This is a genomic window from Nocardioides sp. (assembly GCF_024509035.1).
Classification (GTDB): Bacteria; Actinomycetota; Actinomycetes; order Propionibacteriales; family Nocardioidaceae; genus Nocardioides.
In genome coordinates this window covers 10,678-34,028 of sequence record NZ_JANINT010000142.1, presented here as the reverse complement: position 1 = coordinate 34,028, position 23,351 = coordinate 10,678, and the positions used below count along the sequence as shown (strand labels likewise).

General features: G+C 72.8%; 26 protein-coding genes. 11 read left to right on the top strand and 15 right to left on the bottom strand.

The features are described 5' to 3' along the window. From Q0L15_RS11460 to rsmI, 4 genes are all read right to left on the bottom strand, one after another. Nucleotides 1–637: ubiquitin-like domain-containing protein (locus Q0L15_RS11460; RefSeq protein ID WP_296604467.1), on the bottom strand; the 637-nt coding region annotated here is incomplete at its 3' end. A 348-nt stretch (nucleotides 638–985) separates the two neighbouring features. After that, nucleotides 986–1,810, bottom strand: coding sequence for a TatD family hydrolase (locus Q0L15_RS11455; protein ID WP_296604465.1), 825 nt, complete (start codon nucleotides 1,808–1,810; stop codon nucleotides 986–988). After that, nucleotides 1,807–2,655: an alpha/beta fold hydrolase gene (locus Q0L15_RS11450; protein ID WP_296604464.1), complete on the bottom strand. Its 849-nt coding sequence runs from the start codon at nucleotides 2,653–2,655 to the stop codon at nucleotides 1,807–1,809. Before Q0L15_RS11450 ends, Q0L15_RS11455 begins: the two co-directional genes overlap by 4 nt. Then, a complete protein-coding gene (gene rsmI, locus Q0L15_RS11445; protein ID WP_296604462.1) occupies nucleotides 2,652–3,506 on the bottom strand; it encodes a 16S rRNA (cytidine(1402)-2'-O)-methyltransferase in 855 nt (284 codons plus the stop codon). Before rsmI ends, Q0L15_RS11450 begins: the two co-directional genes overlap by 4 nt. A gap of 48 nt (nucleotides 3,507–3,554) precedes the next feature. Here rsmI and Q0L15_RS11440 point away from each other — a divergent pair, with 48 nt between their 5' ends. Next, nucleotides 3,555–5,174, top strand: a complete 1,620-nt coding sequence (locus Q0L15_RS11440) for a phospholipid carrier-dependent glycosyltransferase (protein WP_296604459.1) — start codon at nucleotides 3,555–3,557, stop codon at nucleotides 5,172–5,174. A gap of 152 nt (nucleotides 5,175–5,326) precedes the next feature. Here the strand turns inward: Q0L15_RS11440 and Q0L15_RS11435 are convergent, their stop codons facing one another. Further along, the gene (locus Q0L15_RS11435; protein ID WP_296604457.1) at nucleotides 5,327–5,923 is read right to left on the bottom strand and encodes a TetR/AcrR family transcriptional regulator; all 597 of its coding nucleotides are present in this window, start codon (nucleotides 5,921–5,923) and stop codon (nucleotides 5,327–5,329) included. Nucleotides 5,924–5,971: 48 nt separating this feature from the next. On the opposite strand from Q0L15_RS11435, the gene Q0L15_RS11430 reads away from it, so the two are divergent. The 6 genes from Q0L15_RS11430 to Q0L15_RS11405 are packed head-to-tail and all read left to right on the top strand — an operon-like array spanning nucleotide 5,972 to nucleotide 11,904. Further along, nucleotides 5,972–6,724, top strand: a complete 753-nt coding sequence (locus Q0L15_RS11430; protein WP_296604455.1) for an SDR family oxidoreductase — start codon at nucleotides 5,972–5,974, stop codon at nucleotides 6,722–6,724. After that, nucleotides 6,724–7,521: an SDR family oxidoreductase gene (locus tag Q0L15_RS11425; protein ID WP_296604454.1), complete on the top strand. Its 798-nt coding sequence runs from the start codon at nucleotides 6,724–6,726 to the stop codon at nucleotides 7,519–7,521. The genes Q0L15_RS11430 and Q0L15_RS11425 overlap by 1 nt, the downstream gene beginning before the upstream one ends. Beyond that, on the top strand, nucleotides 7,518–8,558 hold the full coding sequence (locus tag Q0L15_RS11420) for a phosphotransferase family protein (RefSeq protein ID WP_296604453.1): 1,041 nt from the start codon (nucleotides 7,518–7,520) through the stop codon (nucleotides 8,556–8,558). Before Q0L15_RS11425 ends, Q0L15_RS11420 begins: the two co-directional genes overlap by 4 nt. Before the next feature lies 1 nt (nucleotide 8,559). Continuing rightward, entirely contained in the window at nucleotides 8,560–9,786 is a 1,227-nt protein-coding gene (locus Q0L15_RS11415; RefSeq protein ID WP_296604452.1) for an acyl-CoA dehydrogenase family protein, read from the top strand. 5 nt (nucleotides 9,787–9,791) lie between these two features. Next, entirely contained in the window at nucleotides 9,792–10,943 is a 1,152-nt protein-coding gene (locus tag Q0L15_RS11410) for an acyl-CoA dehydrogenase family protein (protein ID WP_296604450.1), read from the top strand. A 28-nt stretch (nucleotides 10,944–10,971) separates the two neighbouring features. Further along, nucleotides 10,972–11,904 (top strand): alpha/beta hydrolase, encoded by a 933-nt coding sequence (locus Q0L15_RS11405; RefSeq protein WP_296604448.1) that lies wholly within the window; start codon nucleotides 10,972–10,974, stop codon nucleotides 11,902–11,904. A 5-nt stretch (nucleotides 11,905–11,909) separates the two neighbouring features. On the opposite strand, the gene Q0L15_RS11400 is transcribed toward Q0L15_RS11405, so the two are convergent. From Q0L15_RS11400 to Q0L15_RS11380, 5 genes are all read right to left on the bottom strand, one after another. Continuing rightward, nucleotides 11,910–12,641, bottom strand: coding sequence for a PH domain-containing protein (locus Q0L15_RS11400; RefSeq protein WP_296604446.1), 732 nt, complete (start codon nucleotides 12,639–12,641; stop codon nucleotides 11,910–11,912). A 47-nt stretch (nucleotides 12,642–12,688) separates the two neighbouring features. Next, on the bottom strand, nucleotides 12,689–13,858 hold the full coding sequence (locus tag Q0L15_RS11395) for a hypothetical protein (protein ID WP_296604445.1): 1,170 nt from the start codon (nucleotides 13,856–13,858) through the stop codon (nucleotides 12,689–12,691). Continuing rightward, entirely contained in the window at nucleotides 13,855–14,151 is a 297-nt protein-coding gene (locus Q0L15_RS11390) for a hypothetical protein (RefSeq protein WP_296604443.1), read from the bottom strand. The genes Q0L15_RS11395 and Q0L15_RS11390 overlap by 4 nt, the downstream gene beginning before the upstream one ends. A 93-nt stretch (nucleotides 14,152–14,244) precedes the next feature. After that, nucleotides 14,245–14,985, bottom strand: a complete 741-nt coding sequence (locus Q0L15_RS11385) for a hypothetical protein (RefSeq protein ID WP_296604442.1) — start codon at nucleotides 14,983–14,985, stop codon at nucleotides 14,245–14,247. Between the two features lie 56 nt (nucleotides 14,986–15,041). Beyond that, the gene (locus tag Q0L15_RS11380) at nucleotides 15,042–15,695 is read right to left on the bottom strand and encodes a hypothetical protein (protein WP_296604440.1); all 654 of its coding nucleotides are present in this window, start codon (nucleotides 15,693–15,695) and stop codon (nucleotides 15,042–15,044) included. A gap of 245 nt (nucleotides 15,696–15,940) precedes the next feature. On the opposite strand from Q0L15_RS11380, the gene Q0L15_RS11375 reads away from it, so the two are divergent. Together Q0L15_RS11375 and Q0L15_RS11370 are read left to right on the top strand one after the other, a co-directional pair. Continuing rightward, nucleotides 15,941–16,345, top strand: a complete 405-nt coding sequence (locus Q0L15_RS11375; RefSeq protein WP_296604439.1) for a YciI family protein — start codon at nucleotides 15,941–15,943, stop codon at nucleotides 16,343–16,345. A 21-nt stretch (nucleotides 16,346–16,366) separates the two neighbouring features. Further along, a complete protein-coding gene (locus Q0L15_RS11370) occupies nucleotides 16,367–17,500 on the top strand; it encodes a sigma-70 family RNA polymerase sigma factor (protein ID WP_296604438.1) in 1,134 nt (377 codons plus the stop codon). Here the strand turns inward: Q0L15_RS11370 and Q0L15_RS11365 are convergent. Beyond that, on the bottom strand, nucleotides 17,497–18,096 hold the full coding sequence (locus Q0L15_RS11365; RefSeq protein WP_296604437.1) for a methyltransferase: 600 nt from the start codon (nucleotides 18,094–18,096) through the stop codon (nucleotides 17,497–17,499). The genes Q0L15_RS11370 and Q0L15_RS11365 overlap by 4 nt on opposite strands. Further along, nucleotides 18,089–18,898, bottom strand: a complete 810-nt coding sequence (gene truA / locus Q0L15_RS11360) for a tRNA pseudouridine(38-40) synthase TruA (RefSeq protein ID WP_296604435.1) — start codon at nucleotides 18,896–18,898, stop codon at nucleotides 18,089–18,091. Before truA ends, Q0L15_RS11365 begins: the two co-directional genes overlap by 8 nt. Before the next feature lie 41 nt (nucleotides 18,899–18,939). Here truA and Q0L15_RS11355 point away from each other — a divergent pair, with 41 nt between their 5' ends. Continuing rightward, the gene (locus tag Q0L15_RS11355; protein ID WP_296604434.1) at nucleotides 18,940–20,604 is read left to right on the top strand and encodes an FAD-dependent oxidoreductase; all 1,665 of its coding nucleotides are present in this window, start codon (nucleotides 18,940–18,942) and stop codon (nucleotides 20,602–20,604) included. Nucleotides 20,605–20,768: 164 nt separating this feature from the next. Here Q0L15_RS11355 and Q0L15_RS11350 read toward each other — a convergent pair whose 3' ends face one another. Further along, on the bottom strand, nucleotides 20,769–21,686 hold the full coding sequence (locus tag Q0L15_RS11350; protein WP_296604433.1) for a carbohydrate kinase: 918 nt from the start codon (nucleotides 21,684–21,686) through the stop codon (nucleotides 20,769–20,771). A gap of 24 nt (nucleotides 21,687–21,710) precedes the next feature. Here Q0L15_RS11350 and Q0L15_RS11345 point away from each other — a divergent pair, with 24 nt between their 5' ends. Then, nucleotides 21,711–22,073 carry a GntR family transcriptional regulator gene (locus Q0L15_RS11345; RefSeq protein ID WP_296604431.1) on the top strand — a complete coding sequence of 121 codons (363 nt, stop codon included), beginning with the start codon at nucleotides 21,711–21,713 and terminating at the stop codon, nucleotides 22,071–22,073. Nucleotides 22,074–22,124: 51 nt separating this feature from the next. Here Q0L15_RS11345 and rplQ read toward each other — a convergent pair whose 3' ends face one another. Together rplQ and Q0L15_RS11335 are read right to left on the bottom strand one after the other, a co-directional pair. Then, entirely contained in the window at nucleotides 22,125–22,754 is a 630-nt protein-coding gene (rplQ, locus tag Q0L15_RS11340; RefSeq protein ID WP_296604430.1) for a 50S ribosomal protein L17, read from the bottom strand. A 71-nt stretch (nucleotides 22,755–22,825) separates the two neighbouring features. Beyond that, the coding region (locus tag Q0L15_RS11335) for a DNA-directed RNA polymerase subunit alpha C-terminal domain-containing protein (RefSeq protein WP_296604428.1) at nucleotides 22,826–23,351 on the bottom strand (526 nt) is incomplete at its 5' end.

Genomic DNA, 23,351 nt, shown 5'->3' with positions numbered 1-23,351 from the left:
CGACGGTGCCGAAGTCCACGACCTCGCCGTCGACGTGCTTGGTGACCACCTTGACGTTGGTGAACACCAGCGTGTCGCCGTCCTCGAGCTGGTGCTCGGGCGCCGGCTTGGTCTCGTCGTGCTTGCCGAGCTTGACGCCGAGCTCGTCGAGGGCGTCCTCGACGGTGAGGGCGGTGACCGTGCGCTTGACCATCTCGTGCTTGCCGAGCTTGACCTTGAGGGTCTTCGGCGTGACTACCGCGAGGCTCATACCCCCGCGGTCGATCGTGCCGCCTCGGCTGACCGACAGCTCGGCGTCGGTGTAGCGACGGCCGACCTCGGCGAGAGCGTCGGACACCGTCGTCGCGGTGACCCAGTAGGTGCGGGTGTCGCCGTCGACGTTCAGCTCGAACGGACGGGCGTACTGGACCGAGATCTTGCTGCCGTCCTCGATGCGCTCGTCGACGCTCGGCGCGACGATGTCGCGGGCGGAGACCTCGATGCCCTCGGACTCGAGGACGTCTCCGACGGTGCCGCCGAAGGCGGTGACCTGCTGGTCCTTGCCGTCGATCGAGAGGGTCACGGTCTTGCTGAGTGCGCTGTAGCCCCAGGTGCTCCCCGCGACTGCGAGGACGACGACCGCCGCGAGGGCGACCATCAGCGGGCGGCTCCTGCTGGCTCGGCTCAGCAGGCTCCTGCTGGGCTGTTGCTGGTCATTGCTGTGCTCACTGGTGGGCACGATTCTCCGAACGTCGTACGACCCGGGCCTCGGGTGCCAGTGCGTCCCGACGTGTGTTCCCACACGCACTGGTCAGGGGTGGTGCAGTCCCGATCCCGGCCAACTCGTGGTCCAGCCGAACAGCCAACGTGCCAGAAATGCAAACCCTCGGAGGCGGATTTGCGGGAATCGTGAGGAGGATCTCGACGGCAAAATCCGTGCTCCGCGGGGCCCCCTGCGGCGTGCACACCCGTGCTGACCTGCGCAAACGCCGCACCCGGGGACGGACTACCAGGCTCCACCGAAGGCTCGGTCGGTGGTGGCGTCCACCGCGACGCAGAGGTCCGCGAGGTCGTCGCCGCGCACCTCGGCCATCGCCCGCATCGTCAGCGGCACCAGGTAGGAGGCGTTCGTCCTCCCGCGGTGCGGCGTCGGGGTGAGGTACGGCGCATCCGTCTCCACCAGCACCCGGTCGAGCGGCGTGATCGCGAGCGCGTCGCGCAGCGGCTGGGCGTTCTTGAACGTCACCGTCCCGGCGAAGGACAGGTACGCGCCGCGGTCGAGGCAGCGGCGGGCGAACCCGGCGTCACCGGAGAAGCAGTGCATCACCCAGCGCTCGGGCGCGCCCTCCTCGTCGAGCACGTCCAGGACCGCGTCGTGGGCGTCGCGGTCGTGGATGACGAGCGTCTTGTCGAGCCGCTTCGCGAGGTCGATGTGGCGCCGGAACGACTCGACCTGCACCGCGCGCCCCTCCTCGCCGGTGCGGAAGAAGTCGAGGCCCGTCTCCCCGACCGCGCGCACCTTGGCGTGCGCACCGGCGAGCTCCTCGATCTCGGCCATCGCCGCGTCGAGGTCGGGCAGACGCGGCGCCTCGTTCGGGTGCAGAGCGACGCCGGCGACCAGGGCGTCGTACGTCGCGGCGGCCTCGACCGCCCAGCGCGCGCCGGGCAGCTCGCAGCCGATCTGCACGATGCGGGTCACGCCCACGGCTGCAGCCTCCGCCAGCGCCTCCTCGACAGCCCACGGCTCCTCGTCCCCACGGGCGGTGTCGAGGTGGCAGTGGTTGTCGACGACCGGATGGGGCAGCGGCTCGGGGCGCGGCGGTCGGGTCATGCCGGGACTCCTGGGGCGCCGACCCGGCGCAGGATCGCCGCCGCGCACTCCTCCGGTGCCTGGGTGGGGATCCAGTGCGAGACGCCCTCGAGCACGACCAGCTCGTAGTCGGCGTCGATCCAGCGCCCGGTCTCCTCGGCACCCGTGCGCGCGACGGCGGTGTCGCCGTCGCTCCACACGAACGTCGTCGGCACGGCGACCCGTCCGGTGCCGCTCGGGTCGCCCAACGCGATCGCGCGGTACCAGCCCAGGGCGTGCGGCAGCGCGCCCGCGTCCACGATCTCGCGGCGGAACCGCGCGACCTCCTCCTCGGTCATGCCCGAGCGCAGCAGGCTCCGGTCGAAGAAGCCGCCGGTCGTGCGGGCGCTCAGCTCCGCGAGCCGCGGGAGCTGGAAGAACCCGATGTACCAGGACCTGACCCCTTGGGTCGAGGTGAGTCCGGCCTTGAGGAACGCGCGGGGGTGCGGCACCGAGATCGCGGTCCACGTGCGCAGCAGCTCGGGCCGGCGCGCAGCCAGCATCCAGCCCACGACCGCGCCCCAGTCGTGCCCGACGAGGTGGACGGGCGCGCCGACCAGGTCGACGAGCGCCGCGACGTCGCCCGCGAGCTTGCCGAGGCGGTAGTCGCGACGGCGACGCGGCCGAGCTCCCGGCGAGTAGCCGCGCTGGTCGAGCGCGTAGGTCCGCAGCCCGGCGTCGTGCAGGAGCGGGGCGACGTGGCGCCAGGAGGTGTTGCGCTCCGGGAAGCCGTGCAGCAGCACGACCGGCTCCCCGTCGAGGGGGCCCGCGTCCGCGACGTCGAAGGTCAGGCCGTCGTGGTCGAGCTGGGTGATGCGTCCGGTCATGGTGCCTCCTGTGCCCCGTGGACCAGGTTGTAGACCTCGCGCTTCGGTACGCCGGCGCGCCGGGCGACCTCGACGATCGCCTCCTTGCGGCGCACGCCGTCTGCCTCGAGCTCGGCGACGGCGGCGCGCAGGCTGGCGGGGTCGTTCGCGATCGCGGCCACGGGCTCGGCCCCGGCCACCACGAGGGTGACCTCGCCGCGCACGCCCTCGGCCGCCCACGCGACGAGCTCGGCGAGCGGTCCTCGGCGTACCTCCTCATGGGTCTTGGTGAGCTCGCGGCACACCGCGGCGGCCCGGTCGCTCCCGAGCACCTCGGCCATCGCGGCCAGCGTCGCCTCGGTGCGGTGCGGTGCCTCGAAGAACACCATCGTGCGGCGCTCCTCGGCGAGGTCCTCGAGCCGGCGCCGGCGCTCGCCGGGCTTGCGCGGCAGGAAGCCCTCGAAGCAGAACCGGTCGACGGGCAGCCCGCTCACCGCGAGTGCGGTGAGGACCGCGGAGGGGCCGGGCACGGCCGTCACCCGCACGTCGTGCTCGACGGCGGCCGCGACCAGGCGATAGCCGGGGTCGGAGACGCTCGGCATGCCCGCGTCGGTGACCAGCAGCACCCGCTCGCCGGCGAGCAGGCTCTCGAGGAGGACCGGGGTGCGGGCGGACTCGTTGCCCTCGAAGTACGACACGACCCGGCCGGTGAGCGTGACCCCCAGGTCGGTGGTGAGCCGCTTGAGCCGGCGGGTGTCCTCGGCCGCGATCACGTCGGCCGTCGCGAGCTCGTGCACCAGCCTCGGCGGCGCGTCACCGACCTGGCCGATCGGGGTCGCCGCGAGCACGAGCACGCCGCCGGTGTCATCCACGGGTCGATCATCGCAGTGTCGCGATGCCGGGCCCGTATCCTCGGGCCCGTGACGACCGGCGCCGCTCCTTCCGCGTGGGAGCGAACCCGGAGCCGGGTCCGCCTCGAGGATCCCTTCGTCGGCTGGACCGCGAGCATCGCGGTGGCGCTGCTGGCGGCCTTCCTGCGGCTGTGGAAGCTCGGGACGCCGCGGATCTTCGAGTTCGACGAGACCTACTACGCCAAGGACGCCTGGGCGCTGCTGAACTACGGGTTCGAGCGCAACAGCACCGAGAAGGCCAACGAGCTGATCCTGCAGGGCCAGACGCTGCACGGCGTCTTCAAGGACTCGCCGGAGATGATCGTCCACCCCGAGGTCGGCAAGTGGCTGATCGCCGCCGGCATCAAGGTCTTCGGGATGGATCCGTTCGGGTGGCGGGTGGCCTCGGCGGTGATCGGCTCGCTGATGATCCTGGTGCTGGTCCGGCTGGCCCGGCGGCTCACCGGCTCGACGCTGCTGGGCGTGGTCGCCGGCCTGCTGATGTGCTTCGACGGGCTGCAGTTCGTGCTCTCCCGCCTCGCGCTGCTCGACATCTTCGTGGCGTTCTTCCTGCTCTGCGGCGTGCACTGCGTGGTCGCCGACCGCGACTGGCACCGCGCCCGGATGGCCCGCCTGGTGCCCGAGACGATCACCGACGCGCGCTCCTGGGGACCGGTGCGCGGGCTGCTGTTCCGTCCGTGGCTGCTGCTGGGCGGCGTCTGCTGGGGCCTGGCCGTCGGCTCGAAGTGGGAGGCCCTCTACCCGCTCGCGGCGTTCGGGCTGCTGGTGTGGCTGTGGTCGGCGGGCGCGCGACGCTCGTTCGGCGTGCGCTGGCCGGTCATGCGCTCGGCACTCGTCGACGGCGTACCGGCGTTCGTGCACCTCGTGCTCGTCGCCTTCGTCGTGTACGTCGCCACCTGGACCGGCTGGATGATCCACGCCGAGGAGTACGAGAAGAGCCTGTCGGCCACGCAGTACACCCACTTCGACGGCGGGAAGGACTGGCCGACGCGCACCGAGGCCGACGCGTCGGGCTTCGGGGAGGTCACCCAGTCGCTGCGGTCGCTCTGGTACTACCACCAGGACGTCTACACGTTCCACACCCAGTTCCTCAACGACAGCACGCACACCTACGCGTCCAAGCCGTCGGGCTGGCTGCTGCTCAACCGGCCGGTCGGCGTCGCCGCCGACACCGGCATCAAGCCGGGCACCCAGGGCTGCCACGCTCCCGCCGACAGCGACTGCCTGCGGCAGGTGCTCCTGCTCGGCACGCCCACCTTGTGGTGGGCGGGGTGTGTGGCCCTGATCTTCGCGGTCGTCATGTGGGTCGGATCGCGGGACTGGCGCTACGGCGTCGTCGTGGTCGGCGCCGCATCGACCTGGCTGCCCTGGCTGCAGTACGACGACCGGCCGATCTTCTCCTTCTACGCCGTCATCACGCTGCCGTTCCTGGTGCTGGCGCTCGTGATGGCGATCGGGCGCATGATCGGTGCGGGCTCGGCGCGCCGCCGGACCGGCGGCGTGATCGCCGCCGGCACGTTCTTCGTGCTGGTGCTGCTGAACTTCGCCTGGTTCTGGCCGATCTACACCAACCAGCTCCTCACCCACGGCGAGTGGCTCGACCGGATCTGGTTCTCCCGCTGGATCTGAGGTCGTAGCTCGAGCTCGTCGAGACCCCCGCAGCCCGCCCACGGCACCGGATGTACGTCGGCTTGCGGGCCGTCGTGTCTTGCGGCAGTGGGCAGCGAAGGCGGGTAACGGCGGGCGCGGGCTTTCCGCCCGGCCGCCGAGCGCCCCTGCCTTCAGGCCGCGCCGACCATCCGCAACGCCAGCAGCCGGTAGTGCGCGGCGACCTGGTCGGGGGTCCAGCGGCCCTCGTCGCGGTACCACCGGGCGACGTCGATGCCGAGCGAGAGGATCGCCAGGGCCGTCATCCGGACGTCGGGCGTGGAGAACACCCCGGCGGCGACACCGCGGTCGAGGACCCCGCGCACGACCACGTCGATGTCGTGGCGGATCGCCCGGATCGCGGCGAGGTGCTCGTCGGTGAGGGCCGAGAGCTCGTAGTTGATCACCCGCGCGCCGGTGTGCTCCTCCGCGTGGTCGCGCACGAAGTCCTCGACCAGCCGGCCGAGCTGCTCGACCGGGTCGGCGATCCCCGCCACCGACGTACGCACCAGCTCCAGCACCCGCAGGTGGCCGACGCGGGCGAGCTCGAAGAGCAGCTCCTCCTTGGAGCGGTGGTGGACGTAGAGCGCGGCGGGGCTCATGCCCGCGGTGGTGGAGATGTCGCGGGTCGTCGTGCCGTGGAAGCCGCGGGCGGCGAAGGCGTCCACCGCCGCGGTCGCGAGCCGGGTCCGGGCGTCGGGCACGGGGGTGGACTCGCTCACGCACGGCATGGTAAGCAAGCGCTTAGTCAGCCCGCAAGGCCATCACCAGGAGGACACGTGCAGGGAATCGCCGGCAAGGTCGCGATCATCACCGGAGCCAGCCGCGGCATCGGGCTGGGCATCGCCCAGCGGCTGGTCGACGAAGGCGCCAAGGTCTGCCTGACCGCGCGCAAGCCCGAGGCGCTCGAGGAGGCCGTGAGCAGCCTCGGCGGACCCGAGCACGCGATGGCGGTGGCCGGCAAGGCCGACGACCCCGAGCACCGCGAGGACGCCGTGCGCCGCACCATCGAGGCGTTCGGCAGCCTCGACCTGCTCGTCAACAACGCCGGCATCAACCCGGTGCTCTCCAGCCTCGTCGACATCGACCTGGGCGCCGCTCGCAAGATCGTCGAGGTCAACGCCCTCGGCGCGCTGGCCTGGGTGCAGGCCGCCCACCGCGCGTGGATGGGCGAGCACGGCGGCGCGATCGTCAACATCTCCTCCGTCTCCGGGGTCAAGCCCGCGCCCGGCATCGCGATGTACGGCGCCTCCAAGGCGATGCTCATCAGCCTCACCGAGTCGCTGGCGGTCGAGCTCGGACCGACCGTGCGCATCAACGCCGTCGCGCCCGCGGTCGTGAAGACCCAGTTCGCCGGCCCGCTCTACGAGGGCCGCGAGGACGAGGTCGCCTCGACCTACCCGCTCAAGCGGCTCGGCGTCCCCGAGGACGTCGCCGGCGCGGTCGCGTTCCTGCTCTCCGACGAGGCCTCCTGGGTCACCGGCCAGACCCTCACCCTCGACGGCGGCCTGACCCTCACCGGCGGGGTGTGATGCACCCACAGCTGCAGGACAAGGGTGTCGTCGTCACCGGCGCCGGGCGCGGGATCGGCCGCGCGCTGGCGACCCGCGCCGCCGCCGAAGGCGCCCGCGTCGTGGTCAACGACCTCGACCCGGCCACGGCCCAGGCCGTCGCCGACGCCGTCGGAGGTACGGCGATCGCGGGCGACGCGTCGTCGGCCGACGGCGTCGCCGCGCTGATCGACGGCGCGACCGAGGTGCTGGGCCGCATCGACGTCTACTGCGCCAATGCCGGCATCGACGGCGCCGGCGGAGTCGACAGCCTGCAGACCTCGGACGAGCACTGGCACCGCATGCTCGACGTGAACGTGATGGCCCACGTCCGCGCGGCCCGGCTGCTCGTCCCCCGCTGGCTCGAGACCGGGGGCGGGCGGTTCGTGGTCACCGCGTCGGCAGCCGGGCTGCTCACGATGATCGGCAGCGCGCCGTACTCCGTCACCAAGCACGCCTCGGTCGCCTTCGCCGAGTGGCTCTCGGTGACCTACGGCCACCGCGGCGTCACCGTGCAGGCGATCTGCCCGCAGGGCGTGCGCACCCAGATGCTCGAGGACGCCGGGCCCTTGCAGGAGCTGCTGTCCCGCGACCAGGCGCTCGAGCCCGAGCAGGTCGCCGACGCGTGGACCACGGCGCTCGCCGACGACCGCTTCCTGGTGCTCCCGCACCCCGAGGTCGCCGGCTACTACGCGGCCCGCGCCACCGACACCGACCGCTGGCTGGCCGGGATGCGCCGGCTCCAGCACAAGATCGACGAGAGCGGACTGATGCGATGAGCGAGCTCCAGACCAGCGACCTTCCCGGGCTCGACCTGGCGGCCTTCCGCTCCTGGTACGACGCCCAGCGACCCGGCGAGATCGCCGGCGAGCTCGGCGGGCGGCTGATCGCCGGCGGCAAGTCCAACCTGACCTACGAGGTCACCGACGGCACCGCGTGGTGGATCGTGCGCCGACCGCCGCTCGGCCACGTGCAGGCGACCGCGCACGACATGGGCCGCGAGTACACCGCGATGACCGCGCTGCGCGACACCGAGGTGCCGGTGCCCACGACCTACGCCCACTGCGGCGACCCGGACGTGATCGGCGCCCCGTTCTACGTCATGGAGCGCGTGGTCGGCACCGCCTACCGCTCCGCGCAGGAGCTGCGGGCACTGGGCGCGGAGCGCACGGCGAGCATCGCCCGCGAGATGGTCGACGTCCTCGCCCGGCTGCACACCGTCGACCCGGCCTCTGTCGGGCTCGGCGAGCTCGGCCGGCCTGCCGGCTTCCTGGAGCGGCAGGTCCGTCGCTGGGGCCAGCAGCTCGAGGGGTCCAAGACCACCGACCGTCCGAACGCCGACGAGCTCCACCGCCGGCTCACGGCGCGCGTGCCTGAGGACGACGGCGAGTGGACCGGGATCGTGCACGGCGACTACCGCCTCGACAACCTGCTCACCGGCACCGACGACCACATCAAGGCCGTCGTCGACTGGGAGATGGCGACGCTCGGCGACGTCCGCACCGACCTGGCCCTGCTGCTGGTCTACGACCGGCTGGCCGACCTACCGGCGGCCGGGCTGGTGTCCGACGTCGCCACGGCGCCCGGCTACCCGAGCGGCGAGGAGCACCTCGCGCGGTACGCCGAGACGCGCGGCCGCGACCTGGGCGACATGGGGTTCCACCTGGGGCTGGCCTACTTCAAGCTCGCGGTGATCCTCGAGGGCATCACCTACCGCTTCCTGCAGGGCGCCACGGTCGGCGACGGGTTCGACCGGATCGGCGCCGGCTTCGACCCCCTGATCGCAGCAGGGCTCGCCGCCCTCGGAGAGGACTGACATGCACTTCGGACACGACGACAAGACGACCGAGCTCATCGAGCGGCTCGAGACGTTCATGGCGGACCGGATCGTGCCGTCCGCGCCGCTCTTCCACGAGCAGCTGGGCCGGCTCGAGGACCGCTGGGCCTGGTCGGAGGCACCGGTGCTCCAGGAGCTCCAGGCCGAGGCCCGTGGCCTCGGGCTGTGGAACCTCTTCCTGCCCCGCGAGCACGCCGACTCCCCCGGGCTGACCAACCTGCAGTACGCGCCCCTGGCCGAGATCACCGGCCGCTGCGGTCACCTCGCCCCGGCCGCGCTCAACTGCGCCGCCCCGGACACCGGCAACATGGAGGTGCTCTCACTCTTCGGAACCGACGAGCAGAAGGAGCGCTGGCTCCGCCCTCTGCTCGCAGGCGAGATCCGCTCGGCGTTCGCGATGACCGAGCCGGACGTCGCCTCCTCCGACGCGACCAACATCGAGACCCGCATCGAGCGCGACGGCGACGAGTACGTCATCAACGGCCGCAAGTGGTGGATCACCGGCGCGATGAACCCGCACGCCGAGATCTTCATCGTCATGGGCAAGACCGATCCGTCGGCCTCGCGGCACCGCCAGCAGAGCATGGTGCTCGTCCCCCGCGACACCCCCGGCGTCGTCGTGAAGCGGCCGATGGAGGTCTTCGGGTACGACGACCACGAGCACGGCGGCCACGCCGAGCTGGAGTTCCACGACGTACGCGTCCCGGCCAGCAACCTCATCGGCGAGGAGGGGCTCGGGTTCGCGATCGCCCAGGCCCGTCTGGGCCCTGGCCGCATCCACCACTGCATGCGGGCGATCGGCGTCGCCGAGACCGCCATCGAGCTGATGTGCCGCCGCGCGTCCTCGCGGGTCGCCTTCGGCCGGCCGCTCGCCGACCAGGGCGTGGTCCGCGGCTGGATCGCCGAGTCGCGGGTCCGCGTCGAGCAGCTGCGGCTGCTCGTGCTCAAGACCGCGTGGCTGATGGACACCGTCGGCAACCGCGGCGCCCACACCGAGATCCAGGCGATCAAGATCGCCACCCCCGAGACCGTGCAGTGGATCCTCGACAAGGCGATCCAGGTGCACGGCGGTGGCGGGCTCTCCCAGGACTTCCCGCTCGCCTACGCGTTCGCGCAGATCCGCACGCTGCGCTTCGCGGACGGTCCCGACGAGGTGCACAAGAGCTCGCTGGCCAAGGCCGAGATCGCCCGCTGGAACCAGGACTGACCCCGATGGACCTCAGCCTGTCCGAGGAGCAGCAGGCGTTCCGCGACCTGGCGCGGGAGTTCCTCGACCGCGAGGCCGTCCCGCACCGCACGGCCTGGGACCGCGCGGAGTCCGTCGACACCGCGATCATCCCGAAGATGGCCGAGATCGGGTTCTTCGGCCTGACGATCCCCGAGGTGTACGGCGGGCTCGGCGGCGACTACCTCACCTACGTGCTCGGCATGGAGGAGCTCGGCCGGGCCGACTCCGCCCTGCGCGGGATCGTGTCGGTCTCCAACGGCCTGGTCGGCAAGTCGATCCTCGGCTTCGGCAGCGAGGAGCAGAAGCAGCGCTGGCTGCCCGGTATCGCCGACGCCAGCGTCCTCGGCTGCTTCGGCCTCACCGAGCCCGACACCGGCTCCGACGCCGGCAACCTCAGCGCCCGGGCCCGCCGCGACGGGGACGACTGGGTGATCAGCGGGCAGAAGCTCTTCATCACCAACGGCACCTGGGCCCACGTCGCGCTGGTGTTCGCCCGCACCGGCGGCCCGGGGCCCAAGGGCGTGAGTGCGTTCCTCGTGCCGACGGACACGCCCGGCTTCGAGGCCCGCGAGATCAAGGGCAAGCTCGGCCTGCGCGGCCAGGCCACCGCCGAGCTGTTCCTCTCCGACGTGCGCGTCCCCGCCGACGCGCTGCTCGGCGAGGAGGGCCAGGGCTTCACGATCGCGATGACCACCCTGGACAAGGGCCGGGTCTCGGTGGCCGCGGGCTGTGTCGGCATCGTCCAGGGCTGCCTGGAGATCGCGCGCGACTACGCCGTCTCCCGCACCCAGTTCGGCCGGCCGCTCGCGTCGTTCCAGCTGGTGCAGGAGCTGATCTCCGACCTCTCGGTCGACGCCGACGCCGCACGCCTGCTGGTGTGGCGCTGCGCCGACCTGATCGACCGGGGCGAGCCCTTCGGAACGGCCGCGTCCAAGGCCAAGCTGTTCGCCTCCGAGGCGGCCGTCCGCGCCGCGGGCAACGCGATCCAGGTCTACGGCGGGGCCGGGTACGTCGACGAGCACCCGGCCGAGAAGTACCTGCGCGACGCCCGCGTGATGACGCTCTACGAGGGCACCAGCCAGATCCAGAAGCTGCTCATCGGCCGCGCCGAGACCGGCGTCAGTGCCTTCGTCTGATCGCATCCGACCGTTCCCGAGGAGTCCCATGACCGTCGACCCGCAGATCGCCGCCCTTCTCCACTTCCTGGCCTCGGCCGAGACCACGCCCATGGCCGAGGGCACCGTCGAAGATGCCCGGCGCGGCCTGCGCACGCTCAGCGTCGACCTGCGCGACCCGGCCGCGGTGCCCGGCGTACGCACGGTGGAGGAGACCACGGTGCCGGGCGCCGAGGGCGACCTGCCGGCGCGCGTCTACCGCCCCGACCTCGACGGTCCGTTGCCGACGATCGTGCTGCTGCACGGCGGCGGGTTCGTGATCGGCGACCTGGACACCCACGACCTCACCGCCCGCGAGCTCGCCAACGGGTGCGCGGCCGTCGTCGTCTCGGTGGCCTACCGGCTCGCCCCCGAGCACCCCTTCCCCGCCGCGCCCGACGACGCCGTCGAGGCGACGCGGTACGTCGCCGACCACCTCGACGACTTCGGCGCGGACGGCCGGGTGGCGGTCGCGGGCGACAGTGCGGGTGGCAACCTCTCCGCCGTCGTGGCGCAGACGTTCCGCGACGAAGGGCGCCCGCTCGCCGGCCAGCTGCTGATCTATCCCGTGACCGACATGGCCGGCAGCTATCCCTCGCACGCCGAGAACGCCGAGGGGTACTTCCTCGACACCGCCAGCATGGCGTGGTTCCAGCAGCAGTACACCGGCGACCGCACCGACCTCAGCGACCCGCGGCTCAGCCCGCTGCGCGGCGACCTGACCGGCCTCGCCCCGGCGGTGGTCGTGGTGGCGGAGTTCGACCCGCTGCGCGACGACGGGCTCGCGTACGCCGAGGCGCTCGCGGCCGCTGGCGTCGCCGTCGAGGTACGCACCTTCCCCGGCCTGATCCACGGCTTCGTCGACATGGGCCGCCACTCCCCCGCGGCCCAGCAGGCGGTCGACGAGACCTGCGCGCTGTTCCGGCAGGTGCTCCACGGCTGACCTCGTCACACACCTGAGCTGGTCAGCGTGGACACGCCGTGCTCACTGAGCTGGGACGGGCGTTGACGCGCAGCAACGCTCACCATGCGCCGCGCGAGAGCCATCAGCTCGGTGGGCATGTCGACGGCGAGGGCGGGGATCTGGAAGTTGTCGGGCTGTGGTTTCGGGTCCAGCCAGGCCACGAACCGGTGCACGACCGCCCGCTCCGACGACGAGGGCCGCAGGTCGAAACGGATCGCGGGCACCCAGGGGTTGGACCTGTCGCTGCTGACCCGCTCGATGTCCTCCCACGGGACCGCGATGTCGTAGGACCAGCCCCGATAGGTCACCGTGCTCGCAGTGAGGACGACCTCCCGCCCCTCGGCGAGCAGGCCACGGACGCAGTCGGGGACGAGCAGGAGCGGCAGGGGGAGGAGGACCCACATCAGCACCGTGCCCTCGGGCGACTCGACCAGCGACACGCCGGCGCCGAACATCATCGCCATGCTCAGAGCCGTGCACAGCAGGGCCAGCGGGCGGTGCGGCCGCAGCCCGACGCGGACGGCGAGGCCGGAGGCATCCCAGGTCTCCCGGACCCGCTTGTCCAGGCGCCGGCGTCCGAACATGCTGAGGCGGAAGCTGGCGGCGCACGTCAGGAAGAAGCCGCCCAGCAGCAGAGCGCTCCACGCGCCGGTGCGGACACTTGCTGTCACGAGGACAAGGCCCCCCACGATGCTGACGAGGATGAACAGCTGCATCCCGACAGCGTCACGGGCTTCGCTCCCCACGAACCGTGGATCGATCCTCACGGCGCCCCCCGGTGGCCGGCGGAGTGCGGGGACGACAGCACCTCGGCGGCGTAGTCGAGCAGCTCGGCGCCGGGGTCGGGCCCTTCACTCTCCTCGCTGTCGGGATCGTCGTGCCCGTAGACGAGGTGGTCCACACCCTTGTCGCCGAGCAATGACCCCGCCGCACCGCCGACGAAGGCGGCGCCCCCCACGGCGACCGCGCCGATCACCGTGCCCGGTCCTGGGACCACGCTGCCGGCACCGGCGCCGGCCAGCGCGGCGAGTCCGGCCCCCGCGAGGAAACCCGCACCCTGGGACACGACCGCCTGCTGGGTGGACTCGCCCGCCTGGATGTCGCTGTAGACGCCATAACCGACCAGGGCGCCGTCAAGTGCTCCGAACCCGCCGCGCAGCCCGCGCGGCAGCTCGGGGTGCTCGGCGGCGTCGCGCAGCGCCTCCGCCGCATAGCGATGTTCGATCCTCTCGTCCACGAGCCGGTCGAGCAGGAGCCGGTCACCGGGCCTCCCGAAGCGCTCGAAGGCGCGGGCGAGGTCGTCGATCTGACCGTCGAGCCGGCGCACCTCCGAGGCGTAGAACTCCGCCCGCCCCATCAGCCCCCGGGCGGCGACCAGCAGGAGCGCCCGCTCCGCGGCGGTCATGACGAGGTCGGGGGTCAGGCCCAAGAGCGTGCGCGACTGGCGCTCGGCGAAAGCGGCCGCGCGGTCGAGGGCGGTGTACCAGGTCTGCCGGTGCGCGCGCTCGCCCGCGAGGGCGGCGTTCCACGCCTCCTGCAGCCGGGTGGTCTCGAGGAGGTCGAGGCGCCAGGCGTCGGTCGGCCACATGATCACGGTGCCCTCGACGTGCAGGCCTCCGGCGGCGGCGCTCGCCCGCACCTCGGCCATGCCGTGCTGGGTGAGGCCGAGCGTCTCGCCCAGCGACTCCACCTCGGCGGCCATTGCGCGCGCCTGCTCGGCGACACCGTCCCCCGCCGCGACCAGGGTCGCGGCGCGGCCGCCGAAGGCGTCGGCCGCGGCCCCCTGCCACGAGCCGGCGAGCGAGGAGCGCTCGGCTGCGGTCCGGTCGGCGAGGGCCGTCGTGCGTGCGGCGAGGACGGTGCGCAGGTAGTCGCCCAGCGCGCGGAACGCCGCCGGGGCACCCGGGACGTCGGTCTCGATCGAGCCGGTCATCGGCGCGCGACCTCGACGAGGCGGAGCGCCTGCTCGGCGTCGGTGGCCGCGAGGCCGGCGGACGCCACGCGGATGCCCAAGCCCAGCGCCCTGCCCTCGGCGACCAGCCGTGCCGAGGTCTCCATGAGGCTCGCCAACAGCACGGCGATCACCGCCCGGGCGTCGGCGAGGTCGCCCGCGGGCACGGACGCACCCACGGCGTCGAGCTCCGACGCGGCCGACGCCAGGGCTGCCTCGGCAGCGCGCAGCGCGCTGTGGTCACACACCAGTCCTGCGGTCGGTTCGCCGCGCATGACAACCCCCGAGTGGATAGTCGATGCCCTCAGGGTGCCCGCAGCCGGCCGGGAGGGAAAACGGTTCTCCACAGGCCGCGTCCAGCAGCGTCGTCAGGTGCCGACGGTGCCGATCGCGGAGCCGACGATGATCGCCAGCAGGAGCCCCACCCCGCCTCGGAGCCCAGGACGCCGCCCCGGAGCGGGCGGCAGCAGCCCGCTCGGCCCGCCGACGAGCGCGAACGCGACCACCCCCACCGGTGCCGCGAGCACCACGAGCCAGAACCACGCCCAGCGGGTCGCGCGCCACGGCGGCGGCCCGCCGATGACCAGCATGAGCGCGCCGAGCCAGACGGACATCAGCACCCAGCCGCACCACGCCGGCAGGCGGCAGCCGAGAAGCCCGACATCGCTGGACCGATCCCGCCAGTGGGGGCGCCGCTCGACCTGCACCGCGCCGTTCACCGAGCGCAGGTCCTCGCCCACGTCGTAGACGACCGGCAGATCTCCGACCCGAGTGCTCTGCCGCTGCGGGTGCTGCTCGGCGACCTTGGCGACTCGCCAGCCTGTGGCGGTACGCCAGTAGACGTCGACAGTCGCTCGGCCACGGAACTCCCCGCTGAAGCCGGGGGACACGGTGACGTGCTCGACCTCGCCGCTCGCCACGTCGCGGCGCAGGTCGTCGTACGTCGCGGTGCGCTCTCCTGCGAGCAGACCGACGACGACGAGGAGGACGCACGCGGCCAGCAACCCCCAGCCGGCGATCCGGGCCGCCCACCAGCCCACGGGACGCGCAGCGCCGCCGGCCGCAGCGGACGGCTCGTCGAGCCGGCTGAGGGTCCCCCGAGACTCCATGACCCCACCGTAGGGGAAGCGGTCCGACCCGGACGTCGACGACGCCGAGACCAGAGTCAGCGCGTCCGTCGGATCTTGCCGGTCCAGCCCTCACACTCGGTGAAGCAGGACTCCGAGGCCGACGTGATCCGATCGTCGATGCCCTCCGAGTGCGCGTTGTCCGCGACGTAGGTCTGGGTCCCGTCGTCGTTCGTGGCGCCGCCCGAGCTCGTGGCGCCGTGGAACTGCACCCACCGAGGTGCACCCAGGCACGAGGCGGGGAGCGTCGTCGTCCAGGTGTCGCGCTTGACGTCGAGCTTCGAGGTCACGCCGGCGCAGCGCGACCGCTGGCGGGCGGCCCACGGGCCGTCCACCGATCGCCTCACGAAGAACACCTCGGGCTTGCGCCACGAGTCCTCGACGAAGAGGTTGAGCATCGCGCCGGTCCCGTCATCGAGCCGGAACCACTCGCGGATCTCCGGCTGGTAGGCGTCGTCGTGCACGAGGTCGACGTAGGTCACCGTGACCTGGATGAGCTTGCGCGTGTGACTCACCGTCATCGTCGTGACGTCGGCGTTCGGCACCGACCCGACCTGCGTGTAGGTCTCCGAGCCGGCGTGGTTGGGGTCCCAGGAGACCTGCCACGTGTCGCTCGAGCCGTCGCTCACGGTCACGGTCTGGGCCGACGCCGCGGCCAGCGGCGCGAGCGCGAAGGCCGTCAGTGCCGCCACGGTGACGGCCACTCTCGTTGCGAACCCCACGGTCGTCCCCCCTGTCGAGCTGCACGGTGCGAGCCTCGGGCGAGACTAGGTCGGATCCCGGGCGCCCGCGGCCGAACCCGGCGATCCGCTGGCTGTCTCCGGGGGGCCGCCTGAGGGAATGTCCCGACACGGATGTCGAGAACGCCGAGGTGGCTCCGTCCCAGGGTCGAACCGCCACGATGGCGGCGTACAGAAGATCCGAAGGAGACACCACGATGGCGAAGTACCTGCTGCTCAAGCACTACCGCGGCGCGAAGCCCCTCGACTGCGCACCGATGGACCAATGGACGCCCGAGGAGGTCCAGGCCCACATCGCGTTCATGGGCCACGTCGCCGACCAGCTGCGCGAGCGCGGCGAGTTCGTCGACGCCCAGGCGCTCTCGCCCGACGGCATGTGGGTGCGCTTCGACGGCGAGGGCAGGCCGCCGGTCACCGACGGCCCGTTCGCCGAGACCAAGGACCTGATCGCCGGCTGGATGGTGATCGACGTCGACTCGGCCGAGCGTGCCCAGGAGGCAGCGGCGTACCTCTCCTCGGCCCCCGGGCCGGGCGGCGAGCCGATCCGCGAGTGGATCGAGGTGCGGCCGTTCCTGGAGAACCCGCCCACCGTCACCGACTGATGCAGCGGTGAAGGAGCGGTGATGGAGCAGCTCGTCCGCGACCTGGTCCCCCAGGTCCTCGGTGTCCTCGTCCGTCGCGGAGCCGACTTCGCGACGGCCGAGGACGCCGTGCAGGAGGCGCTGCTCGAGGCCGTACGCCGCTGGCCCGACGCCCCGCCCGACGATCCCAAGGCGTGGCTGGTCACGGTGGCGTGGCGCAAGGTCGTCGACCTGAGCCGCTCGGAGTCGGCACGCCGGGCGCGCGAGGAGCGCGTCCACGAGGAGCCGCCTCGGGGGCCGGTCGCCGACGAGGACGACACGCTCCTGCTGCTGTTCCTGTGCTGCCACCCCGCGCTCACGCCCTCCTCGGCGGTCGCGCTGACGCTGCGGGCGGTCGGCGGACTCACGACCCGGCAGATCGCGGAGGCCTACCTCGTGCCCGAGGCCACGATGGCCCAGCGGATCAGCCGGGCCAAGCGGACCGTCGCCGACGCGGGTGTCGGTGCGCCCGGGGACCTGCGGCGGGTCCTGACCGTGCTCTACCTGGTGTTCAACGAGGGCTACTCCGGCGACGTCGATCTCTCCGCCGAAGCCATCCGGCTCACCCGGATGCTCGATGCCGCGAGCGACGAGCCCGAGGTGTCCGGCCTGCTCGCCCTGATGCTGCTCCACCACGCCCGGCGGACGGCACGCTGGGACGAGCACGGCGCGCTGGTGCCACTCGCGGGGCAGGACCGCAGCCGCTGGGACACCCGCCTGATCGCCGAGGGCGTCGAGATCCTCCAGGCCGCGCTGGCGCGCGACCGGCTCGGGGCCTACCAGGCGCAGGCCGCGATCGCGGCCCTGCACTGCGACGCACGCACGGCGGAGGAGACCGACTGGTCGCAGATCCTCGAGTGGTACGACGAGCTCCTCCGCCTCACCGACTCCCCCGTGGTCGCGCTCAACCGCGTGGTCGCGGTCGGCGAGGTCGACGGGCCGCTGGTCGGTCTGCGCGAGCTGGCCGCGGTGCCCGCGGACGTCCCGCGGCGTACGGCCGTGGAGGCCTGGCTGCGCGAGCGCACCGGAGACCTGGCCGAGGCGCACCGGCTCTACGCCGAGGCCGCGGCCACCGCGTCCAGCACCGCCGAGCGGGACCACCTCATCCTGCAAGCCGCCCGGCTCCCGGGCTCCTAGCCGCGCCGCGTCTCCAGGACCCGGAACCCCTTGGCGCTGGCGATCCGCTCGGTCGGCCAGCCCTGCTCGCCCAGCCATCGCTGCAGCGAGTCGGCACCGAGGTTCTTGCCGACCACCATCACCGCGCGTCCGCTCGGCGCCAGCCGCGGCAGCCAGGTCAGCAGCAGCTCGTGCAGCGCCTGCTTGCCGATCCGGATCGGCGGGTTGGACCAGATCTCGTCGAACGTCGCCTCCGCGGACACCTGGTCGGGCCGCGCGGCGGTGAACCGGTCGGCCACGCCCAGCGTCGCCGCGTTCTCCCGGGCCAGCAGCAGCGCCCGCTCGTTGACGTCGACGGCCGTCACCGAGGCGGACGGCACCGCCGCCGCGATCGCCAGGCCGATGACGCCGTAGCCGCAGCCGAGGTCCAGGATCCGGCCGGGTGCTGGTGGCTCGGTCTCGCGGAACAGCACCGCGGTGGCGTGGTCGAGGTGGCCGCGGCTGAACACCCCCGACCCGCTCACGAGCCGCAGCTCACGACCCCACACCTCGCAGGTGAACGGCTCGCGCTCGAACGGCGCCGCCGGGTCGGCGCTGAAGTAGTGGTCCTCAGCCATGTGCGACTCGCTTCGCTCGGGTCTGCTCGGCGCGCGCCGCCAGCTCGTCGTCGGCCGGGTAGGCGACCTCCTCGAGCGTGAGCCCGTGGGCGTGGACGACCGCCACCGACGGGTCGCGGGTCTCGGCGCGCAGGATCTCACCGGCCCACGCCACGGGGCGTCGGCCCTCGCCGATCGCGATCAGGCAGCCGACCAGCGCGCGGACCATGCTGTGGCAGAACGCGTCCGCGCGGACCGTCCCCACCAGCACGCCCGACGTCTCGCGCTCCCACGACAGGTCGAGCAGCGTGCGGATCGTGGTCGCCCCCTCGCGCTGCTTGCAGAACGACGCGAAGTCGTGCCGACCCACCAGCAGCGCGGAGGCGGCGTTCATCGCCTCGACGTCGAGCGGCCGCGGCCAGGTGAGCACGTGCGCGCGGGTGAGCGGGTCGACGGCCCCGGGGGTGTCGGCGATCCGGTAGGCGTAGCGGCGCCACAGCGCCCCGAACCGGGCGTCGAAGCCGGGTGGCGCCTCGTCGGCGCGCCGGACCCGGACGTCGACGGGCAGCCGGCCGTTGAGCCGTCGTACGAGCCGACCCAGCTCGGCGGCGTCGAGCTCCTCAGGCAGGTCGGCGTGCACGACCTGGCCCCGTGCGTGCACGCCGGCGTCCGTGCGCCCGGCACAGACGACGTCGACCGCGGGCACCCGCAGGACCGTGGCCAGTGCGGCGCTCAGCTCGCCCTGCACGGTCCGCAGCCCCGGCTGGGCGGCCCAGCCGTGGAAGCCGGTGCCGTCGTAGGCGAGGTCGAGGCGGATGCGCACGACCAGCAATCCTATTGCCCCCGCGTTCTACGCTTCTGCGCGTGAGCACCCCTGCGATCGTGCTGATCGGGCCGGAGCACCCCGACGAGCTGCTCGGGGCCTTCGCGCGCTACCAGCACGAGTACGACGTGCGGCTCGTCCGATCCTGCCGAGAGGCGCTCGAGACGACGCGCGAGGTCCTCACCGGTGGCGCCACCGTCGCGTTGTTCGCGAGCGAGTCCGTCGTCCCCGACGCCGAGAGCGTGCTGCACGCCTTCCACAAGCTGCGCGAGAAGGTCCCGACCGCCCGGCGCGTGATCGCGGCCCACTGGGACCGCTTCATCATCGACGCGCCGCCGCTGCGCGCGGGCATGGCCGTCGGCAAGTACGACGCGTTCTTGCTGATGCCCCGCGGCATCCGCGACGAGGAGTTCCACAACGCGATCACCGACCTGCTGAGCGACTGGGGATCGACCGTCCCGGATCCCGAGGTCGTGTCGGTGAAGATCGTCTCCCCCGTCCGCGACGCCCTCACGCTGGCCATCCGCGACTTCCTCGACCGGATGGGCATGCCGAGCCGGGTCTACCCGCCCGACTCCGACGGCGGCCGCTACGTGCTCAACCTGTGGGAGGGCGAGCCCGCCTATCCCCTCGTGTGCGCGCTCAACCGGCCGGTGATCCGCGCGACGTCGGTGCGCGACGTCGCGATCAGCATCTACGGCGCCCCGACCGAGATCGACCTCGACCACGTCGTCGACCTCGCCGTGGTGGGCGGCGGACCGGCCGGGCTCGCGGCCGCCGTCTACGCCGCGTCCGAAGGCCTCTCGACGGTGATCCTCGAGGCCGAGGCGATCGGTGGGCAGGCCGGCACCAGCTCGATGATCCGCAACTACCTGGGCTTCCCGCGCGGCATCTCCGGCATGCGGCTGGCCCAACGCGCCCGCAACCAGGCGCTGCGCTTCGGCGCCCGGTTCTACACCGGCCAGGTCGTCGACGAGCTGCGGCCCGGCAGCGGCGAGGACCCCCACGTGCTGTGCACCGACAGTGGCGAGGTGCGGGCCCGCTCGGTGGTGATCGCCAGCGGCGTGGCCTATCGCAAGCTGCGCGTCGACCCGCTCGAGGAGCTCGTCGGGACGGGCGTCTACTACGGCGCGGCGATGACCGCAGCCCGTGAGATGGAGGGACAGGACGTCTTCGTGGTCGGCGGCGGCAACTCCGCCGGGCAGGCCGCCATGCACCTGGCCCGGTTCGCGCGGTCGGTGACGATCCTGGTGCGCCGGCCCTCCCTGGCCGAGACGATGTCGTCGTACCTGGTCAACGAGATCGAGTACAACAGCCGGGTGTCGGTGCGCACCTGCACCGCGGTCGTCGACGGCGGCGGCGACGGCCGGCTGGAGTGGCTCTGCCTCGAGGACACCCGCACCGGCGAGCGCGAGCGGGTCTCGGCGTACGGCCTGTTCCTGCTGCTCGGCGCCGAGCCGCATTGCGACTGGATCCCGCCCTCGGTCGCTCGCGACGCGCGCGGCTTCGTGCTCACCGGGCGCGACGTGCCCCGTGAGCACTGGCTCGACGGCGTGCCGCCGGCCGACCTGGCGACCACGGTCCCGGGGGTCTTCTGCGCCGGCGACGTGCGCGCGGGCTCGATGAAGCGGGTCGCGTCCGCCAGCGGCGAGGGCGCATCGGTGGTGCCGCTCGTGCACGCCTACCTGGCGCCCGAGGGCTCCTGAGCTCAGCCTGGATCCACCGATCCGCGGCGTCGCGAGCGTCACCAGATGGGTGGGCTGGCAAGGCGTCCGGCGCGACGGCATACCGGGCGTCTGATGAGCGTCGGCAACGCAGCCAGCGTGCCCAGATGGTGGCGCGCAGCAGGCGAGAATCGGTGGATCCAGGTTCAGAGCTCGTGACGGTACGGCGGGTCCGCGCCCGGCCGCGACACCGTCACCGCGGCCGCCTTGGCGGCGTGCGCGAGGACCTCGGCGACGACCTCGGGCGCGAGGTCGCGCAGCTGCTCACGACGCGAGGCACCCAGCAGGTCGCGCTCCCACAGCCCGTCGATGACGGCCGCGCCGAAGGTGTCCCCCGCCCCGATCGTGTCGGCCACGGTGACCGGCAGCGAGGCCACCTCGACCACGCCCGCCGCGTGCACCCACGTCGCCCCGTCGCCGCCGCGGGTCACGACGACCGCGGCGGGTCCGAGCTGCAGGAGCGACCGCGCGGCGGCCTCGAGGGGCAGGGTCGGGTAGAGCGCCGCCAGGTCCTCGTCGGAGGCCTTGACGACGTCGCACAGCGCCGCCAGCCGCTCCACCAGGGCGACGACGTCCGGTCCGGTGCCGGTGATCGCGGGGCGCGCGTTGATGTCGTAGCTGATCGTGGCCTCCGCCCGCAGTCGCTCGACCAGCGCCACCACCTCGTCGGCGCCCGGCTCGAGCACGGCCCCGAGCGAGCAGGTGTGGACCACCAGCGGCGCCGGCTCCTCGGCCACGTCGGGCACGCGCCACTCGAGGTCGAACTCGTAGGTCGCGGCCCCGTCCGCGCCGATCGTCGCCGCCGCGGTCGCGGTGCGGGCCAGCACGTGCGGGTCACCGGCGAGCTCGACACCCGCGGCCGCCACGTGGTCGGCCAGCACCCGGCCGCGCTCGTCGTCGGCCCAGGCGGTCACGAACCGCACCCGCCGGCCCAGCCGTGCCAGCGCGACGGCGACGTTGGCGGCGCTGCCACCGGCGTACTCGATGGTGCGGCCGTCCGCGCCGTGCACGATGTCGACGAGCGACTCCCCGACCACCAGCACGCTCTGCGTGGACCTGTCCATGGGAGATGTCTCTACCATGCCCGCATGGAGGTGCACCCGCTCGACCCCGCCTCGTCGGTCGCGCCCTACGAGCAGCTGCGCGCGCAGCTCGCCACGCGCGCGGCCTCGGGGGACCTCCCCGCGGGCACCCGGCTCCCCACGGTCCGCGCGCTCGCCGCCGAGCTGTCGCTGGCGGTCAACACCGTCGCCCGCGCCTATCGCGAGCTCGAGGCCGACGGCGTCATCACCACCGAGGGCCGCCGCGGCACGTTCGTCGCGGCCACCGCCGCCGGCGGCTCCACCGAGGCGGCCGACGCTGCGTCGACGTACGTCGCCACCGCCCGCCGGCTCGGTCTCACCCTCCCCGAGGCCCTCCACCTCCTCGAGCGCCACTGGCCCCCGAAATGACGTTGACCCGCCCGAAAGTTTCGGGCGGGTCAACGTGTCAGACGGTCAGGCTCAGGCCTTGGCGTCGTCCTCGGTGCTCTCCTCGGTGCTCTCCGCGGCGGTCTCCTCGGCGGGGGCCTCGTCCTCGGTCGGCTGCTCCTCGGCGACCACGCTGGCCTCCGGCGACGCCTCGTCGGTCAGCTCGGTGGGAGCCTCCTCGACGGCGGTGTCCTCGGCGGCGGTGTCCTCGGCGACGGTCTCCTCGGCCGGAGCCTCCTCGACCGGAGCCGGGGCAGCAGCGGCCGGGGCGGCCTTCTTCTTCGCCTTCGGGGCCGAGGGCTGGTAGGCCTCGGTCACGAGCTCGATGACCGCCATGGGGGCGTTGTCGCCCTTGCGGGGGCCGATCTTGGTGATCCGGGTGTAGCCACCCGGACGCTCGGCGAAGGTCGGCGCGATCTCGGTGAAGAGGGTGTGCACGACCGACTTGTCGCGGATGGTCTTGAGGACCTCGCGCCGGTTGTGCAGGTCGCCCTTCTTGGCCTTGGTGATCAGCTTCTCCGCGTGCGGACGCAGCGCGCGCGCCCGCGACTCGGTCGTCGTGATCCGGCCGTGCTCGAAGAGCTGGGTGGCCAGGTTCGACAGGATCAGGCGCTGGTGGGACGGGCTGCCGCCGAGGCGGGGACCCTTGGTGGGCTTGGGCATGGTTGCCTTCCAATCTCTCCGGCCGTACTAGGTACCGGGGTAGACGACCGACGGGCGCCGGTCGATTTCAATCAGTACTGCTCGTCTTCCACAAAAGCGTCGTCGTCGTCGTCGCCGTACGCCGCGAGCGCGGCGTGCGGGTCGAAGCCGGGCGCGCTGTCCTTGAGGGACAGGCCCATCTCGACCAGCTTGGCCTTGACCTCGTCGATCGACTTCGCACCGAAGTTGCGGATGTCGAGCAGGTCCTGCTCCGAGCGGCTGATGAGCTCACCCACGGTGTGGATGCCCTCGCGCTTGAGGCAGTTGTAGGAGCGGACGGTCAGCTGCAGGTCCTCGACCGGGAGGGCGAGGTCGGCGGCCAGCTGCTCGTCGACCGGCGACGGGCCGATGTCGATGCCCTCGGCCTCGACGTTCAGCTCGCGGGCCAGGCCGAAGAGCTCGACCAGGGTCTTGCCGGCCGAGGCGATCGCGTCGCGGGGACGGATCGAGGGCTTGGTCTCGACGTCGATGACGAGCTTGTCGAAGTCGGTGCGCTGCTCGACACGGGTGGCCTCGACCTTGTAGGTCACCTTGAGGACCGGGCTGTAGATCGAGTCG

What these genes read in the sequence shown, in the direction of transcription:
- Q0L15_RS11395 (WP_296604445.1), bottom strand. Translation starts at nt 13,858, where the DNA reads ATGACCGGCTCGATCGAGACCGACGTCCCGGGTGCCCCGGCGGCGTTC.
- Q0L15_RS11365 (WP_296604437.1), bottom strand. Translation starts at nt 18,096, where the DNA reads ATGGCTGAGGACCACTACTTCAGCGCCGACCCGGCGGCGCCGTTCGAG.
- Q0L15_RS11420 (WP_296604453.1), top strand. Translation starts at nt 7,518, where the DNA reads ATGAGCGAGCTCCAGACCAGCGACCTTCCCGGGCTCGACCTGGCGGCC.
- rplQ (WP_296604430.1), bottom strand. Translation starts at nt 22,754, where the DNA reads ATGCCCAAGCCCACCAAGGGTCCCCGCCTCGGCGGCAGCCCGTCCCAC.
- Q0L15_RS11370 (WP_296604438.1), top strand. Translation starts at nt 16,367, where the DNA reads ATGGAGCAGCTCGTCCGCGACCTGGTCCCCCAGGTCCTCGGTGTCCTC.
- Q0L15_RS11455 (WP_296604465.1), bottom strand. Translation starts at nt 1,810, where the DNA reads ATGACCCGACCGCCGCGCCCCGAGCCGCTGCCCCATCCGGTCGTCGAC.
- Q0L15_RS11400 (WP_296604446.1), bottom strand. Translation starts at nt 12,641, where the DNA reads ATGCAGCTGTTCATCCTCGTCAGCATCGTGGGGGGCCTTGTCCTCGTG.
- Q0L15_RS11345 (WP_296604431.1), top strand. Translation starts at nt 21,711, where the DNA reads ATGGAGGTGCACCCGCTCGACCCCGCCTCGTCGGTCGCGCCCTACGAG.
- Q0L15_RS11405 (WP_296604448.1), top strand. Translation starts at nt 10,972, where the DNA reads ATGACCGTCGACCCGCAGATCGCCGCCCTTCTCCACTTCCTGGCCTCG.
- Q0L15_RS11410 (WP_296604450.1), top strand. Translation starts at nt 9,792, where the DNA reads ATGGACCTCAGCCTGTCCGAGGAGCAGCAGGCGTTCCGCGACCTGGCG.
- Q0L15_RS11415 (WP_296604452.1), top strand. Translation starts at nt 8,560, where the DNA reads ATGCACTTCGGACACGACGACAAGACGACCGAGCTCATCGAGCGGCTC.
- Q0L15_RS11350 (WP_296604433.1), bottom strand. Translation starts at nt 21,686, where the DNA reads ATGGACAGGTCCACGCAGAGCGTGCTGGTGGTCGGGGAGTCGCTCGTC.
- Q0L15_RS11425 (WP_296604454.1), top strand. Translation starts at nt 6,724, where the DNA reads ATGCACCCACAGCTGCAGGACAAGGGTGTCGTCGTCACCGGCGCCGGG.
- Q0L15_RS11385 (WP_296604442.1), bottom strand. Translation starts at nt 14,985, where the DNA reads ATGGAGTCTCGGGGGACCCTCAGCCGGCTCGACGAGCCGTCCGCTGCG.
- Q0L15_RS11435 (WP_296604457.1), bottom strand. Translation starts at nt 5,923, where the DNA reads ATGCCGTGCGTGAGCGAGTCCACCCCCGTGCCCGACGCCCGGACCCGG.
- Q0L15_RS11450 (WP_296604464.1), bottom strand. Translation starts at nt 2,655, where the DNA reads ATGACCGGACGCATCACCCAGCTCGACCACGACGGCCTGACCTTCGAC.
- Q0L15_RS11390 (WP_296604443.1), bottom strand. Translation starts at nt 14,151, where the DNA reads ATGCGCGGCGAACCGACCGCAGGACTGGTGTGTGACCACAGCGCGCTG.
- Q0L15_RS11375 (WP_296604439.1), top strand. Translation starts at nt 15,941, where the DNA reads ATGGCGAAGTACCTGCTGCTCAAGCACTACCGCGGCGCGAAGCCCCTC.